This is a genomic window from Actinoplanes rectilineatus, from assembly GCF_000962825.1.
Classification (GTDB): Bacteria; Actinomycetota; Actinomycetes; order Mycobacteriales; family Micromonosporaceae; genus Actinoplanes; species Actinoplanes rectilineatus.
Genome location: NZ_JZKF01000097.1, coordinates 1 through 15947, shown reverse-complemented (window position 1 = coordinate 15947; position 15947 = coordinate 1). Strand labels below are relative to the sequence as shown.

The 15947-nt window shown below is 70.5% G+C and carries 14 protein-coding genes; 7 read left to right on the top strand and 7 right to left on the bottom strand.

Annotated elements, in window-relative coordinates; all coding sequences use genetic code 11:
• Window position 1: 1 nt before the first annotated feature.
• Window positions 2–1135 carry an aminotransferase class I/II-fold pyridoxal phosphate-dependent enzyme gene (locus WH85_RS39750; RefSeq protein ID WP_045747325.1) on the bottom strand — a complete coding sequence of 378 codons (1134 nt, stop codon included), beginning with the start codon at window positions 1133–1135 and terminating at the stop codon, window positions 2–4.
• Entirely contained in the window at window positions 1128–1898 is a 771-nt protein-coding gene (locus WH85_RS39745) for a polysaccharide deacetylase family protein (protein ID WP_045747342.1), read from the bottom strand. Before WH85_RS39745 ends, WH85_RS39750 begins: the two co-directional genes overlap by 8 nt.
• Window positions 1899–2132: 234 nt before the next feature.
• On the opposite strand from WH85_RS39745, the gene WH85_RS39740 reads away from it, so the two are divergent.
• Complete coding sequence (locus tag WH85_RS39740; RefSeq protein WP_045747324.1) at window positions 2133–3140, top strand: GNAT family N-acetyltransferase; 1008 nt, start codon at window positions 2133–2135, stop codon at window positions 3138–3140.
• A gap of 1206 nt (window positions 3141–4346) precedes the next feature.
• The gene (locus tag WH85_RS39735; RefSeq protein ID WP_052721143.1) at window positions 4347–4580 is read left to right on the top strand and encodes a zinc-ribbon domain-containing protein; all 234 of its coding nucleotides are present in this window, start codon (window positions 4347–4349) and stop codon (window positions 4578–4580) included.
• 8 nt (window positions 4581–4588) lie between these two features.
• Here the strand turns inward: WH85_RS39735 and glpK (WH85_RS39730) are convergent, their stop codons facing one another.
• Window positions 4589–6082, bottom strand: coding sequence for a glycerol kinase GlpK (glpK, locus tag WH85_RS39730; RefSeq protein WP_045747340.1), 1494 nt, complete (start codon window positions 6080–6082; stop codon window positions 4589–4591).
• A 17-nt stretch (window positions 6083–6099) separates the two neighbouring features.
• Window positions 6100–6858 carry an IclR family transcriptional regulator gene (locus WH85_RS39725; RefSeq protein ID WP_045747323.1) on the bottom strand — a complete coding sequence of 253 codons (759 nt, stop codon included), beginning with the start codon at window positions 6856–6858 and terminating at the stop codon, window positions 6100–6102.
• 137 nt (window positions 6859–6995) lie between these two features.
• Between WH85_RS39725 and WH85_RS39720 the strand changes: the two genes are divergently transcribed.
• Genes WH85_RS39720 through WH85_RS39710 form a run of 3 tightly spaced genes read left to right on the top strand, consistent with a single transcriptional unit; the run spans window position 6996 to window position 11033 of the window.
• Window positions 6996–7835, top strand: a complete 840-nt coding sequence (locus tag WH85_RS39720) for an MIP/aquaporin family protein (protein ID WP_045747322.1) — start codon at window positions 6996–6998, stop codon at window positions 7833–7835.
• Complete coding sequence (gene glpK / locus WH85_RS39715) at window positions 7828–9330, top strand: glycerol kinase GlpK (RefSeq protein WP_045747321.1); 1503 nt, start codon at window positions 7828–7830, stop codon at window positions 9328–9330. Before WH85_RS39720 ends, glpK (WH85_RS39715) begins: the two co-directional genes overlap by 8 nt.
• A 2-nt stretch (window positions 9331–9332) precedes the next feature.
• Window positions 9333–11033 carry a glycerol-3-phosphate dehydrogenase/oxidase gene (locus WH85_RS39710; RefSeq protein ID WP_045747320.1) on the top strand — a complete coding sequence of 567 codons (1701 nt, stop codon included), beginning with the start codon at window positions 9333–9335 and terminating at the stop codon, window positions 11031–11033.
• A gap of 48 nt (window positions 11034–11081) precedes the next feature.
• Here the strand turns inward: WH85_RS39710 and WH85_RS39705 are convergent, their stop codons facing one another.
• From WH85_RS39705 to WH85_RS52540, 3 genes are all read right to left on the bottom strand, one after another.
• Complete coding sequence (locus WH85_RS39705) at window positions 11082–11990, bottom strand: CDP-alcohol phosphatidyltransferase family protein (RefSeq protein WP_045747319.1); 909 nt, start codon at window positions 11988–11990, stop codon at window positions 11082–11084.
• Window positions 11991–12225: 235 nt separating this feature from the next.
• Window positions 12226–12864 (bottom strand): response regulator, encoded by a 639-nt coding sequence (locus WH85_RS39700; protein ID WP_281179133.1) that lies wholly within the window; start codon window positions 12862–12864, stop codon window positions 12226–12228.
• A 494-nt stretch (window positions 12865–13358) separates the two neighbouring features.
• Entirely contained in the window at window positions 13359–14339 is a 981-nt protein-coding gene (locus tag WH85_RS52540; protein ID WP_045747318.1) for a sensor histidine kinase, read from the bottom strand.
• Window positions 14340–14458: 119 nt separating this feature from the next.
• Between WH85_RS52540 and WH85_RS39690 the strand changes: the two genes are divergently transcribed.
• Complete coding sequence (locus tag WH85_RS39690) at window positions 14459–15166, top strand: ABC transporter ATP-binding protein (RefSeq protein ID WP_045747317.1); 708 nt, start codon at window positions 14459–14461, stop codon at window positions 15164–15166.
• Window positions 15160–15912, top strand: coding sequence for a hypothetical protein (locus WH85_RS39685; RefSeq protein ID WP_052721142.1), 753 nt, complete (start codon window positions 15160–15162; stop codon window positions 15910–15912). Before WH85_RS39690 ends, WH85_RS39685 begins: the two co-directional genes overlap by 7 nt.
• The last annotated feature ends 35 nt before the right edge of the window (window positions 15913–15947 follow it).

Genomic DNA, 15947 nt, shown 5'->3' with positions numbered 1-15947 from the left:
GTCAGCCCTCCCGGCCGGTGACGGCGGCCCGGACGGCCCCGACCACGCGGTCCCGGTCGTGGTCGGTGAGCGCGGACCCGCTGGGCAGGCAGACGCCCCGCCGGAAGAATCCCTCGCTGACCTCGCCGCCGCGCATCACGCAGTCCCGGAAGACCGGTTGCAGGTGCATCGGTTTCCACGCCGGCCGGGCCTCGATGTCGCGGCCGGCCAGCTCCGCCAGGATCCGGTCACGGTCCGCGGGCGAGTCGACGAGCACGCAGGTCAGCCAGTGGTTGGGGGTGCCGTACCCGGCGACCGGCAGGAAGGCCAGTCCGGGCAGATCGGCGAGGGCGGCCCGGTAGTGCTCGGCGGTCCGCCGCCGCGCCTCGATCATCTGGCCGAGCCGCTGCAACTGGCCCCGGCCCACCGCGGCGAGCAGGTTGCTCAGCCGGTAGTTGTAGCCGACGCTGCGGTGCTCGTAGTGCGCGACCGGCTCGCGGGCCTGAGTGGCCAGGTGCCGGGCCTGCTTGGCGACCGAACCGTCGTCGGTCACGAGCATCCCGCCGCCACCGGTGGTGATGATCTTGTTGCCGTTGAAGGACAGCACCCCGGCGAGACCGAACGACCCGGCCGGACGGCCCCGGTAGGTCGCACCCAGCGCCTCGGCGGCGTCCTCGATCAGCGGGACGTCGTACCGGTCGCAGGCGTCGAGCAACGGCTGGTAGTCGGCGCACTGGCCGTACATGTCGACGGCGATCACCGCGCGGGGCAGCCGCCCCCGGTCGGCCCGGGACCGCAGTTCCTCGGCGACCAGCTCCGGATCCACGTTCCAGTCGTCCGGCGCGCTGTCCAGGAACACCGGGCGGGCGCCCAGGTAGGTCACCGCGTTCGCGGTCGCCGCGAAGGTGAACGACGGGACCAGCACGGTGTCGCCGCGCCGCACCCCGGCGGCGATCAGTGCCAGGTGCAGCGCGGCAGTGCCACTGCTCAGCGCCACCGCGTGCCGCACGCCGACCAGTTCGGCCGTCTGCGCCTCGAAGGCGTCCAGGTCGGGGCCGACCGGCGCCACCCAGTTCGAGTCGAACGCCTTGAGCAGCAGCTTGCGCTCCAGGTCGCTGACGTCCGGTGGCGAGAGGTAGATGCGCGTGTCAGTCATGAACCCGGGTCCTCACGGCCAGCATGGGCCAGGCCGGGTGCAGGCCCTGGCGGTGGATGAACATCGGCGAGCCGCCCACCCGCATGGCCGGGCGCAGCGTGGTGGCGAAACTGCGGTAGCCGGCCTCCCGCGCGACACGCACGTCGCGCTCCCGGAAGTCGACCGCCGGATGCCCGTACGGCGCGGCGAAGTCCCGGATCTCGACGCCCAGCTCCGCCTCGATGTCCCGTTTGGAGTCGACGATCTCCCGGGCCGCGTCCTCGTCGCCCTGGTCGGCGAGCCGCCGGTGGGTGACCGTGTGCGAACCGAAGTCGAAGCCGTCCGCCACCAGGGCGCGGCAGTCGTCCCAGGTCAGGTTGCCCGGCGTGCCGACCATGCCGGAGGTCAGGAAGAACATCGCCGGCACGCCCAGCTCCAGCAGGATCGGGGCGGCCACGTCGCGCCAGGTCGGGTGCGCGTCGTCGAACGACAGGCAGAAGACCGGACCGGTCATCGGCCGCTCGCCGGCCAGCACCGCGAGCGCGTCGTCCCACGACACCAACGGTCCGATCCGGCCCAGGGCGAGCAGGTGACGGCGCATGTCCTCGCCGTACTCCGGGAGGACGTCGTGGTAGAAGGGGAAGTAGAGGCCGGGTGCGCTCGGCAGGCGGCGCAGGAGACCGGCGGGCGCGAGGATGCGCCCCTGCGTCCTCGGCCGGGCCCGCAGACGGCTGCGCAGTCCCAGCTCGTTCAGGCGTCGTTTGATCGCTGTCGGTGGCTGCATGCGATCGGCACCCTCCCGCTCGTCGTGCTCGGACCCGGCCCCGGACACAACGAACCCCGCGGCCTTCACCAACCTTTGCAAATACGTACGCGGTCCCGGCAGTAGCAATTGTCATAAGGAATGCGAGTAATATTCACGTCAATTCGAGAATGGGCCGATCGGCTGTTGCAAAATGCGCGTACGGGTGTCCATCATCGTGCGTCGGGACCTCAATGGGAGAGCGGGGCGTGCACGATGCTGCGACTGCGACAGGTGGAGCCGACCGCCGCCGGATGGGCCGACCGCGCAGGCTACGACGACCGGCTGATCTTCCACACGCCCGAGTGGGTGAACTTCGTCGCCGAGAGCCAGGGCGCCGAGCCGGTCCTCGCCGAGGTGCACGCCGACGGCCAGACCCTCGGCCACTTCACCGGCCTGCTCACCCGCAGGTACGGACTGCGCATCCTGGGCAGCCCGATGGCCGGCTGGACCACCTCCTACCTGGGCTTCCAGCTGCGACCCGAGGTGTCCCGGCGGTCCGCGGTCGCGGCGCTGCTGCCGTTCGCCTTCGACGACATCGGCGCCGCCCACCTGGAGATCCGCGACCGCGGCACCACCGAGGCCGACCTGCACGGCCTCGGCCTGCGCTGGGACACCGCGCCGACCGCCGTGATCGGCCTGGCCCCCGACGAGGACACCCTGTTCGGCGCGATGGCGAGCGCCTGCCGCCGCAACATCCGCAAGGCCGCCAAGTCCGGCGTCACGATCGAGGACGCCACCGGCGACCCTTTGTTCGCCGCCGAATTCTACGATCAATTACGCGACGTTTTCGCGAAGCAGAATCTGGTCCCCACCTATTCGGTGGAAAGGGTCGAGTCGTTGATCCGTCACCTGACTCCGGCCGGCAGCGTCCTGCTGCTGCGCGCCCGCGACCCGGACGGCCGCTGCATCGCCACCGCGATCCTGCCCTGGCACCACCGCACCATGTATTTCTGGGGCGGCGCGAGCTACCGCGAACACCAGCACCTGCGCCCCAACGAAACCCTGATCTGGCACGCGCTGCGCTGGGCCAAGGCCCGCGGCGTGACCGAGTTCGACTTCGTCGGGGGCAACGCCTACAAGGCCAAATACGGCACCACCGAGGTCCCGGTCCCCTGGGCGCGCCGTTCCCGATCACCGCTGGTCGCCCGCCTCCGCGACGCCGCAAAACAGGGCTACGCCCTGAAACAGAGGGCGACAGCCAGGGTCATCGGCGCCGCCTGATTTCTGGTACGCGCGACGCAGAGTCCCGTGGCGCACCCAGGTCTGTTCGGCTCACACCCCTCTTCTGCTCGCCCCGGCCCCCAATCCGCGCGTGATCGGCATTGCGGCCGCGGGCACACGGTGCCCTGCCGCTGCTCTCACCCGACAGCCGGACTTGTCGACCTCCCCGGTTCTCGCCCGCGGCCGTCTCCGGGGGCGATTGGTGACCGTCTCCGGGGCATTGGTAACCGTTTTCGCGGCGGTTGGTGGCCGTCTCCGGGGCGGTTGGTGGCCGTCTCCGGAGCCCGGCCGTCGACGGTGGCAGTTCGCCCGCCCGCGACGAGCCGCCGATGACGGCTCGAGCCGTCGGGCCGTCGTACGCGGCTGAGTTCGCCGGTCGGCTCAGCCATAGACGACGGCTGAGCCGGTCCCGCCGTTGCTGGTGGTCGAGTCGCATCTGCTGGGCAGCCGTGGTCGACGGCTCGCCCGGTCCCGGCCGTCGTCTGCGGTCGGTTTGTGGGCCGGATCGGACCGTGGGCGACGGCTGGGTCGACCTGGCCGTCGTTGGTGGTCGGTTTGCGGGCCGGATCGGACCGTGGGTGACGGCTGGGCTAGACGCCTTCGTGCTGAGGGTGCGAAGCCCGTCCGCGTGGTGAGTTTGGGCGTGCTGGGGGCCCGAAGTCACCACGCCCGTGGTGGAGCGTGGTGATTGCGGGCGCGCTGGGGGCCCCAAGTCGCGACACGGACGCTGACCACGAAACGTGTCTATCCCCGGCCGTCGTTGGTGGTCGGTTGGCGGGCCGATGACGACAGCGCTCGACGGCTGGGCTACTCCCGGCCGTCGACTGTGGTTGTTTTGTCAGCCGGATCGGACCGTGGGCGACGGCTGGGTCGACCTGGCCGTCGTCTGCGGTCGGATTGTGGGCCGGATCGGACCGTGGGCGACGGCTCGGCCTGGCCCGGCCGTCGACCACGGCTGTTCGCAAGGATGACAGCCGTGGGCGACGGCTCGGCCGGTCCGGGCCCTCGACGGCGGGTTCGCCGGGGAGCCGCAACCGACCGGGCAACGGTTTTCGCGACGTGGGGGCGGGGGACTGGGGACAGCGGCGGGGAGGTGGCCCACCTGGGGCATGGCGGGACGAGCCGGTGCGGTTGAGGGAGGTGTGGCTCGTACTCGGCAGAGGGTTTGACCCGCGGTGGGATCCTGGGGTGAGTGGAGGAGGGGTTTTGTTCCTGTTGTTCGGGCTTCGGTCCAAGGATCATGTGATCGGCACGCCGTCGATGACCTGCGAGATCTGTGGGTGGGCGGCGCCGCAGACGGTGCTGCGCCGGAGCACCAAGTTCACGCTGTTCTTCGTGCCGTTGTTCCCGGTGCGGCCGAGCCGTTACTACCTGGTGTGCGGTCATTGCCGTGGTTTCCGCGACGCCGACCCCCGGATGGTGGAAAGTCTCGTGCACTGAACACCGGGTCAGGCGGGCTGGATCCAGTCGAAGGTCCGTTCGACCGCCCGCCGCCAGTGGGCGTATTCGGTCTCGCGGATCTCTGGTCGCATCGCCGGCATCCACTGTCCGGCGATGTGCCAGTTGCTGCGCAGGCCGTCCAGGTCGGGCCAGTATCCGACGGCCAGGCCGGCGGCGTAGGCGGCGCCCAGTGAGACCGTCTCCACCGCCAGTGGCCGGACCAGCGGCACGTCCAGGACGTCGGCGATGATCTGCATGAGCAGGTTGTCGGCGGTCATCCCGCCGTCGACCTTGAGGGTCTTCAGCGCCAGCCCCGAGTCGCGAGCCATCGCGTCGACCACTTCGCGGGTCTGCCAGGCGGTCGCCTCCAGCACCGCGCGGGCCAGGTGTCCTTTGGTGATGTACGAGGTCAGCCCCACGATCACACCCCGCGCCTCACTGCGCCAGTGCGGTGCGTAGAGCCCGGAGAACGCCGGCACGATGTAGCAGCCGCCGTTGTCGGCGACCGTTCGTGCCAAAGTTTCGATCTCCGGGGCGCTGGAGATCAGCTCGAGTTGGTCGCGGAACCACTGGACCAGGGAGCCGGTGATCGCGATCGAGCCTTCCAGCGCGTATGTCGCCGGGGCGCCGGCGATCTGGTACGCCACCGTGCTGAGCAGCCCGTTCTCCGGCCGGACCGGTTCGGTGCCGGTGTTGAGCAGCAGGAAGCTGCCGGTGCCGTACGTGCATTTCGCCTCGCCGGGGGTGAAGCAGGTCTGCCCGAACAGGGCGGCCTGCTGGTCGCCGAGGGCCGCGCCGATCCGCACGCCGGGGAAGGCCGCCACGGCGGTGCCGAACACGCCGACGGAGGGCCGTACCTCGGGAAGCATGTCGCGGGGGATGCCGAAGAAGGCGAGCGATTCCGGTGACCAGTCCAGCGCGCGGACGTCCATCAGCATGGTGCGGCTGGCGTTGGTGACGTCGGTGACGTGCAGTCCGCCGGTCAGGTTCCAGATCAGCCAGGTCTCCATCGTGCCGCAGAGCACCTCGCCGCGTTCGGCGCGTTCCCGCAGGCCGGGCGTGTGGTCGAGCATCCAGCGCAGTCGGGGGCCGGAGAAGTAGGTGGCCAGCGGCAGCCCGCACCGGTCCGTGACGGCCTGCGCGCCGGGCAGTGCGGCGAGTTCGTGGACCAGGGCGTCGGTGCGGGTGTCCTGCCAGACGATCGCGTGGTCCAGCGGCCGGCCGGTCCGCCGGTCCCACACCACGGTCGTCTCCCGCTGGTTGGCGATGCCGACCGCTGCCACCTGGTCGCTGGTGATGCCGGCCCGTTGCAGTGCCCGCGGGGCGAGGCGTTCCACGTTGCGCCAGATCTCCATGGCGTCGTGTTCGACCCAGCCGGGTTTCGGGAAGTACTGCTTGTGTTCCTGCTGGGCGAGGGACACGAGCTGTCCGCGCCGGTCGAACACGATGCATCGCGTCGAGGTGGTGCCCTGGTCGATCGCGACCACGTAGCTCTCGGTCATCACGGTCCCTCCGTCGTTCACTGGCGGGCGGCTCCCAGATCCCTCGAGACCGCGCGGGCGGCGTCGCGGACACAGGTGACGAGGTGCTGGCGTGGCCGGTACCGGCTGTCGCAGATGCGTTCCACCGGTCCGGAGACGCCGATCGCGCCGACGACCAGGCCGCCGTATCCGCGGATCGGGGCGGCCACCGCGGCCTGCCCGAGCGTCAGCTCTTCGACGTCGGCGCCCCATCCGGCCTCACGGACCTGGTCCAGCGCGGTGGACAGCTCACGCTTGGAGATCACAGTCTTTCGGGTGTACGCGTCGAGCTGCGCCGCCGTGGCGCCTCCGGCCCGGTACGCGAGCAGCACCTTGCCGAGGGCGGTCGCGTGCAGGGGCAGCAGTGAACCGACGTCCAGGGTCTGGAACGTGTCGTCGGGGCGGAAGACGTGGTGCACGACCAGCACCCGGCCCTCCAGGACGGTGCCGATCCGGACCGCTTCGCCGCTGCGGGCGGCCAGCGGGTCCGCCCAGTTGATCGAACGGGACCGCAGTTCGTTGATGTCCAGGTAGCTGGTGCCCAGGTGCAGCAGTGCTCCGCCGAGCTGGTAGTGACCGGACACCCGGTCCTGTTCGACGAAGCCGACCCGTTGCAGGGTCCGCAGGATGCCGTGGGTGGTGCCTTTCGCCAGGTCCAGGGATCGGGCGATCTCGCTGAGACCCAGGCGCCCGGGACCGCCGGCCAGGGTTCGCAGGATCGCGGCCGCACGTTCGATCGATTGCACCGTACCGGGCATGTTTCGGACTCTATGCCAACTTGTGTCCTGCGTCCCCGATTGATGTTCGACAATGCCGACCGACGTTCGTTGCCGGGGGCTCGGCGGCTTCCTAGCGTCCGTGGCAACTGCACCAGTGCGGTTCGTAGGGAGGGAGCATGTCCGAACGACTCAAAGTTCCCGGTCTGCTCGGCGAGCTAGCGGCCGAGTTCGCCGGCACGATGATCCTCATCCTGTTCGGTGTCGGGGTGGTGGCGCAGGTCGCCGCGGCCGGCATCGGTGATCACGACAGCATCGCCTGGGCGTGGGGCCTGGGCGTCACGCTCGGCGTCTACGTCGCGGCCCGGATCAGCGGCGCACACCTCAACCCGGCGGTCACCATCGCGCTCGCCGTCTTCAAGGGGTTCTCCTGGCGGAAGGTCGCCCCGTACTCGCTCGCCCAGTTCCTCGGCGCGTTCGTCGCCGCGCTGCTGGTGCGCTGGAACTACACCGAGGTCCTGCACGCGGCGGATCCGGAACTGACCATCAAGACCCAGGGCGTCTTCTCCACCCTGCCCGGCAACGGGACGCTGGCGGTCAGCGAATGGGGCGCCTTCCGCGACCAGATCATCGGCACCGCGATCCTGCTCTTCGTGATCCTGGCGCTGACCGACATGAACAACAACGCCCCGGCCGCGAACCTCGGACCGGTGGTGGTGGGCCTGCTGATCGTGGCGATCGGCATGGCGTGGGGCACCAATGCGGGGTACGCGATCAACCCGGCCCGCGACTTCGGCCCGCGACTCGCCAGTTTCCTGACCGGCTACGGTGGCGCTTTCCGGGATCAGACAGGGTATCTCTACTTCTGGATCCCGATCGTCGCGCCGATCATCGGTGGCGTGGTGGGCGCCGGGTTGTACCAGACTTTGATCGGGCGGTTCCTGCCCTCGGCCGAGCCACCGGAGCCGGGACGGGTACCGACCCCGAACGACGAGACCGTGGAGGCGAGCCGTGGCTGACTTCGTCGGCGCAGTGGATCAGGGAACCACCAGCACCCGTTTCATGATCTTCGACCATGGCGGCAACGAGGTGGGCCGGCACCAGCTCGAGCACGAGCAGATCCTGCCGCAGGCCGGTTGGGTGGAACACAACCCGATCGAGATCTGGGAGCGGACCGTCGCGGTCGTGCGCACCGCGATGCAGAAGGCGAACCTGCAGGCCAGCGATCTGGCGGCGGTCGGGATCACGAACCAGCGGGAGACGACGGTGGTGTGGGACCGGCGGACCGGCCGGCCCTACTACAACGCGATCGTCTGGCAGGACACCCGGACCGACCGGATCGCGTCGGCACTGGACCGCGACGGGCGCGGCGACGTGATCCGGCGCAAGGCGGGACTGCCGCCGGCGACGTACTTCTCCGGCGGGAAGATCCAGTGGATCCTGGAGAACGTCGACGGTGTCCGGGAGGCCGCCGAACGCGGCGACGCCCTCTTCGGCAACACCGACAGCTGGCTCCTGTGGAACATCACCGGGAACCATGTGACCGACGTGACCAACGCCAGCCGCACGATGCTGATGAACCTGGAGACGCTGGACTGGGACGACGAACTGTTGTCCTTCTTCGACATCCCCCGGCGGATGCTGCCCGAGATCCGGCCGTCGTCCGACCCCGCCGGGTACGGCGAGGCCCAGGTGTCCGGCCCGCTCGGCGGGTCGGTGCCGCTCACCGGTGACCTCGGCGACCAGCAGGCCGCCACGGTCGGCCAGGTCTGCTTCGCCCCCGGCGAGGCGAAGAACACCTACGGCACGGGCAACTTCATGCTCCTGAACACCGGCAACAACCTGGTGCGCTCGGAGAACGGGCTGCTCACCACGGTCTGCTACAAATTCGGCGATGCCGCCCCGGTGTACGCCCTCGAAGGCTCGATCGCGGTGACCGGCTCGGCCGTCCAGTGGCTGCGCGACCAGCTGCACATCATCAACTCCGCGGCGGACAGCGAACGGCTGGCCGCCTCCGTCCCGGACAACGGCGGCGTCTACTTCGTCCCGGCGTTCTCCGGACTGTTCGCACCCTACTGGCGGTCCGACGCCCGGGGCGCGATCGTCGGCCTGTCCCGGTTCAACACCGACGCGCACATCGCCCGCGCCACCCTCGAGGCGATCTGCTACCAGACCCGGGACGTGGTCGACGCGATGGCCCAGGACTCCGGCGTCACCCTGGACGTCCTCAAGGTCGACGGTGGCATCACCGTCAACAACCTCTGCATGCAGATCCAGGCGGACGTCCTCGGCGTGCCGGTCAGCCGCCCGGTGGTGGCGGAGACGACCGCGCTCGGGGCCGCGTACGCCGCGGGTCTCGCCGTCGGTTTCTGGAAGAACACCGACGAGCTGCGGGAGAACTGGAACGAGTCGCAGCGCTGGCAGCCGGGCTGGTCGCGGGATCAGCGCGAGCAGGGCTTCGGCAAGTGGAAGAAGGCGGTGCAGCGGACCCTCGACTGGGTGGACGTGGACTGACCATGGTTGATCTCTCGCCGTCCTACCGCGACGCGGCCCTCGACCGCCTCGCCGGTGCGGAACTGGACGTGCTGGTCATCGGCGGCGGAGTGGTGGGAGCGGGGTGCGCCCTCGACGCGGCCACACGGGGTTTGACCGTGGGCCTCGTCGAGGCGCGTGACTTCGCCTCCGGCACCTCCAGCCGGTCCAGCAAACTCATCCACGGTGGCCTGCGGTACCTGGAGATGCTCGACTTCGGCCTGGTCCGCGAGGCGCTGCGGGAACGCGGCCTGATCCTGCAGCGCCTCGCCCCGCACCTGGCCCGGCCGGTCCGGTTCCTCTACCCGCTCAAGCACCACGGCTGGGAGCGCCTGTACGCCGGGGCGGGCGTCACCCTCTACGACACGATGGCCCTGTCCGGGTCGCTGCCCCGGCACCGGCACCTGACCCGGCGAGGGGCGCTGCGGGCCTGCCCGGCACTGCGGTCGGATTCGCTGGTCGGGGCGCTGCAGTACTACGACGCGCAGGTGGACGACGCCCGGCACACGCTGTTCCTGGCGCGGACCGCGGCCGCGTACGGGGCGCATGTCGCGTCGCGTACCGAAGTGATCGGGTTCCTGCGCGAAGGCGCCCGGGTCACCGGCGTCCGGGTCCGCGACCTGGAGTACGACCGGGTCGTGGAGATCCGGGCCCAGCAGGTGATCAACGCGACCGGGGTGTGGACCGACGACACGCAGTCGCTGGTGGGGGAGCGGGGACAGTTCCACGTCCGCGCCTCCAAGGGCATCCACCTGGTCGTGCCGCGCGACCGGATCCAGTCGTCGACCGGGCTGATCCTGCGGACCGCGTCCAGCGTGCTCTTCGTGATCCCCTGGGGCCGGCACTGGATCGTCGGGACCACCGACACCGACTGGGCGCTGGACAAGGCGCATCCGGCGGCCTCCCGCAAGGACATCGACTACCTGCTCGCCGAGGTGAACAAGGTCCTGTCGACGCCGCTCTCCCGGGCAGACGTGCAGGGTGTGTACGCCGGACTGCGCCCGCTGCTCTCCGGCGAGTCCGACTCGACGTCCCAGCTGTCCCGCGAGCACTCGGTGGGCAGTCCGGTGCCGGGGCTGGTCGTGGTGGCCGGCGGGAAGTACACCACCTACCGGGTGATGGCCCGGGATGCGGTGAACGCCTGCGTCCACGGCCTGGGCCGCTCGGTGCCGCGCTCGGTGACCGACCGGGTGCCGCTGCTCGGCGCGGAGGGATACCCGGCGCTGTGGAACCGGCGGCGCCTGCTGGCCACGTCGTCCGGCCTGCACGTGGCGCGGGTCGAGCACCTGCTCGGCCGGTACGGGTCGCTCGTCGGGGAGTTGCTCGACCTGATCCGCGCGACGCCGGAGCTGGGCCGGCCGCTGGACGGCGCCGAGGACTACCTGCGGGCGGAGGTGGTGTACGCGGCGGCAGCCGAAGGTGCCCGGCATCTGGAGGACGTGCTGACCCGGCGTACCCGGATCTCGATCGAGACGTTCGACCGTGGTGTGGAGGCCGCGCCGCAGGTGGCCGAACTGATGGGCGAGGTGCTCGGCTGGAGCGCCGAGCAGCGGGAACGCGAGGTCCGCAATTATCGGCTGCGGGTGGAGGCGGAACGCGCCTCGCAGGAACAGCAGGACGACGAGACGGCGGACGCGGCACGCCTGGGCGCCCCCGACGTGGTCCCGCTGCGCATCACGCCGTGACCGTCGTGTGGTGATTTCACCGTGTGAAGTCACCACACGACACCGGCGTCAGACCAGTACCGGAGCGGCCTTCGCGGCGATCTCGTCGGGGAGCGCGGCGATCCGCTTGTTGAACGTCTTCGTGGTGGTCCACAGTTTGAAGACGAGCAGCGCCTCGAACGTCAGCACCAGCACCGCGGAGACGATCGTGGTGATGACGATCTGGCCGATCATCGGGCCGACGATGAAAACGAACATCATGAACTCGATGCCACTGAAGACGTGCGCCCGGATACGCTGCCGCAGCAGGAAGTTGCGAATCCGGACGAACAGGGTGTAACGCTCACGGAAGTCTCCGTGCACGTCGACCCGGGAGCGGATGCTGTCCCGCGGCTGCTGCGGGCCGAACGGGTCCTCCTCGGCCGTCTCCTCGACGACCTCCGGAGCCGGGGCGCCGGCCTCCTCGTACGCGGCAAGCAGCTTCTCCTTCATGGTCTGCTTGACCTTGCCCATCTGCAGGGCGTTCAGGTAGCGGAACATGTCTAGGAAGATCACCAGCGACGCCAGCCACAGGTGGACGACGTCACCGGTGAGCACGTACTGCCCACCGAACAGGCCGATCGCGCAGGCCAGCACCCGCAGCCGGTCGAACACGTAGTCCAGCCAGGCGCCGAACAGCGAACCGGTCCCGTTCAGCCGGGCGATCTTGCCGTCCATGCAGTCGAGCACAAAACTCAGGTGGTACAGCACCGCGCCGACCAGCAGCCAGGCGTAGCTGCCCTGCCAGAACGCGGCGGCGGAACCGAGACCGACGAGGAAGGCCCCGACCGTGAGCCGGTTGGGGGTGAACCAACGCCACGGTGCGACAAGCCAGACGAGCCGCGAAGCCAGCGGATCGACCAGCCAGACCGTCCACCAGGCGTCCCTGCGCTTGTATGTGCGCTCCCGGATCTCCGTGAGCGTTGTGCGTTGTGCCATGCCGTGTATCTCCGACCGAAGGCGCAGGAATATGAACGGGTGGCGGCGCAGACTCGTCGGACGGCCGAACGATCGATGCACATCAGGGAGACCGCGCTCGCGGAACATAATCTAGGAAGCCCGCGCAAGGGGCCAGAGCCGTTGCGCCCGGACCGGGTTCGTTCGTTCAGCCGGTTGCCGCCGGCCGCCCCGGAGATGCCGGGCCATCGACGCAGCTGAGGCGTCGTCCTCGGGCTCAGCGGGGATGGACCAGCCCGGCGTTGAAGGCGGCGATGACGAGCTGGGCGCGGTCCCGGGCAGCCAGCTTCGCCAGAAGATGACCGAGATGGGTCTTTACCGTCTTGACGGAGACGAGCAGCGACGCGGCGATCTCATCGTTGGAGAGTCCGTTGCCGACCAGCGCCAGCACCTCGACCTCCCGGGGCGTGAGGCGCCGAAGCCCCGCACCGTCCCGCTCCGGCCGGGGCGACGCCACATAGTGCCGGACCAGTCGCGTCACAATCGAAGGAGCGAACAGAGACTCCCCTTCATGGGTACGCCGGACGGCATCCAGCAGCACCTCGGGTCGCGCGTCCTTGAGCAGAAACCCGGAGGCGCCCGCCTGAAGCGCCTCATACACGTACTCGTCCATCTCGAACATGCTCAGAACCAGCACCCGGCTGCCGGAGAGCGCCGCATCCGAACAGATGAGCCGGGTAGCGACCAGCCCGTCGACGCCCGGCATCCGAACGTCCATCAGAATCACGTCCGGCCGTGCTGCCCTCGCTTCCCGAACCGCCTCCGCCCCGTCCCGAGCCTGCCCCACCACCGTCAGGTCCGGCTCCTTGTCGATGACGATCGCCAAGCTGTGCCGAAGCAGAGCCTGGTCATCCACCAGCAGAACCCGAATCGCCTGCCCGTCCCCGCCCTCCGGAGCCCTCCGGCCATCCCCGGCCTCGCCCTCCGAAACCGCTGGTGCCGAGGCCGCTGCCGCCGGAGTCGCCCAGCCTGAAACCGCTGATACCGGAGCCGCTGGAGCCGTGGTTGTGGCCGTCGGTGCTGGGTTTGCCGCGTTTGGGTTTGCCGCGTCTGGGGTCGCCGGGGTTGGCGTTGTCGAAGCCGGCTGTGGCGAGCACGGCGGCCGCAGCGGTGTCGAAAGGGCGGTGGGGTGGCGGGACGGAAGGTGCGGCGGTGTCGAAAGGGCGGTGGGATGGCGGGACGGAAGGTACGGCGGTGTCGAAAGGGCTGTGAGGTGGCGGGACGGAAGGTGCTGCGAGGCGGCGGGATGGGAGGCACGGCGGGGTGGAAGTGGAAGAGGTGCAGCGGGAAGTGGCTCGGTGGGAAGTGGGTGTGGAGGACGTGACCGGATGAGGGGAGTGGGGCGTGCTGTCACTGCGCGTCCTTGTTGTCGGGGATTCGGGCTGTGAGCCGGAAGCCCGCTTCGACCGGGCCGGCCGTCATGACGCCGCCCAGGGTGCCCACCCGCTCTCGTAGGCCGGCCAGGCCGTGACCGGCGCCCGGCATGGCCCGCCAGCCTGGGGCGGGGCCCCGGTCGGCCACCGTGACCACCACCCACCCGGCGTCGCGGTGCACGCTGACGGTCACATCGGTGGGCCCGGCATGCCTGGCAACGTTGCTGAGCGCCTCGCGGACTGTTTTGCAGACCGCGAGCTGCACGCCCGGCGACACATCCGTGATCGACGGGGCGTTCACCGTGGCCGCCGGCATTTCGGGGTCCGGCTCGCACGTGCCCGTCGACGGATCGGCCGGAGTGCCCGGAGCCCTCAGAGCGGCCGACGGTGGGTCGGTGGCCGGGGTGGGTGGCTGGAGGTTGATGGTCAGGGTCGGGCGGAGGCCGGCGGATGCGGCGGCTCGGACGATGTCGGGGAGCGTCTCCAAGCCCTCGGCCGGGGACCGGGGGCCCGCGCCGGCGGGCTCGCGCAGGACCGTGAGCATGCGGCGTAGCTCGGCGGTGGCGTGGCGGCTTGTCTCCTCGATGTCGGACAGGGCGGAGCGGATGTCGTCGGACTGGGGCAGGTGGCGGGTCGAGGCGGCTCGGACCGTGATCAGGCCCAGGCCGTGGGAGGCCAGGTCGTGCAGGTCGCGGGCGATGCTGATGCGCTCGGCCAGCACGGCCTCGGCGGCGGCCCACTCGGTGAGACGGCGCTCGTAGTCGGCGCGGTCGGCACGCCAGCGGTGCACGGCCCAGAGGCCCACGGCGACGGCGCTGACGGCGATCACCGTCGGGATGAACCTCGCCAGCGGGCCGGACGCCCCGACCGTGCACATCGCCAGCACCAGGAAGCCGGCGAGGAGGGCCGCGACGGTCGCCGCGCGGGTGCGCCAGGCGGGCCGGGGAAGCGTGTTCACCGGCCCGACAGTAGCCACCACCGTGCCACCCGTCGTCGGACCTGGGTCTGAGATTCCGGGGGAGAACCTCGGTTCCCGGTCCGATGTGGCCGGGCGGGGACGCCGGTTGACTGGGCCGCATGATTTCCGTCCAGCACGTCAGCAAGGCGAAGGGCCGGGCCCGGATCCTGCACGAGGTGAGTTTCGAGGCGCGGCCGGGCCGGGTCACCGGGTTCCTCGGGCCGAACGGCGCCGGCAAGACCTCCACGGTACGGGTCCTGCTCGGACTGGACCGTCCGGACAGCGGCACCGCCCGGGTGAACGGGCGGCGCTACCCGGAGTGGGACCGGCCGCTGACGGTGGTCGGGGCGCTGCTCGACGGCAGTGGGGCGCACCGGTCCCGGTCGGCCCGCGCCCACCTGCGGTGGATGGCCGCGAGCAACGGCCTGGCCCGGTCCCGGGTCGACGAGGTGCTCGACCGGGTGGGCCTGACCGCGGACGCCGGGAAACGGGCCGGCCGGTTCTCGCTGGGGATGAGCCGCCGGCTGGGGCTGGCGGCGGCGCTGCTCGGTGACCCGCCGGTGCTGGTGCTGGACGAGCCGGTGAACGGGCTCGACCCGTCCGGCATCCGCTGGATGCGGACCTTCCTGCGGGACAGTGCTGCTGAGGGGCGTACGGTGCTGCTCTCCAGCCACCTGATGGGTGAACTGGCCGAGACCGTCGACGACGTCGTGGTCATCGACCAGGGGCGGATCGTGGCGGGCGGCACGCTCGCCGAGGTGGTCGGCGGGCACGCCACGCTCGAGGACGCGTTCTTCGCGCTGACCTCTGGGGGCCGGACGTGGTGAGCCTGGTCCACGCCGAGCTGCGCAAACTCCTCGGAATCCCGACCGCCTGGATCGGTGTGGTGTTCGGGTCGGCTGTCGGACCGCTCCTGGTCGTGGTGAACGCCTCGGCGGCCCGTGAGGCGATCGCCGCGGGGCTGACCGGTGACGCCTCCGACACGGGTCTCCAGTATCTCGGGATCGGCCTGCTCGGCGCGATGATCCTCGGGGTGGTCGCGGTCAGCAGCGAGTACACGTCGACCGGCGAGGACGCTCCGGGGGCGCGGCAGCTCACCGCGACACTGCTCGCCGTACCCCGGAGAACCCGGCTGCTGGTCGCCAAGGCCCTGGCGCTGACGGCGGTGACCACGGTGCAGGGCGTGACCACGGTGGCCGCGACGCTCGCGCTGACCGGGCTGGTCCACGGTTCACTGGCGCCGGCGCCGAGTGCCGGCCGGATCGCCGCGGCGGTGCTCTACTGGGTGCTGATCGGGCTGCTGGCCTTCGCGATCACGCTGCTCGCCCGTAACGGCATCGTCACGCTCACCCTGCTGATCCTGAACACCGCGGTGGTCTCGGTGTCGTACCTGCTCACCAAGATCACGCCGTGGGCGGCCTACCTGCCGGACATCGTCGGCGCGCACATGTTCCTGCGCGGAATGCACACCGACGTGGTGATCGCGCCGCTCACCGCGGGCCTGGTGATGACCGCCTGGGTGGCCGGCCTGCTCGCCCTGGCCGGCCTGGTCCTGAACCGGCGCGACGCCTGAGGGCGGGGCGCATGAGAACGCGACGCCTGAGGGCG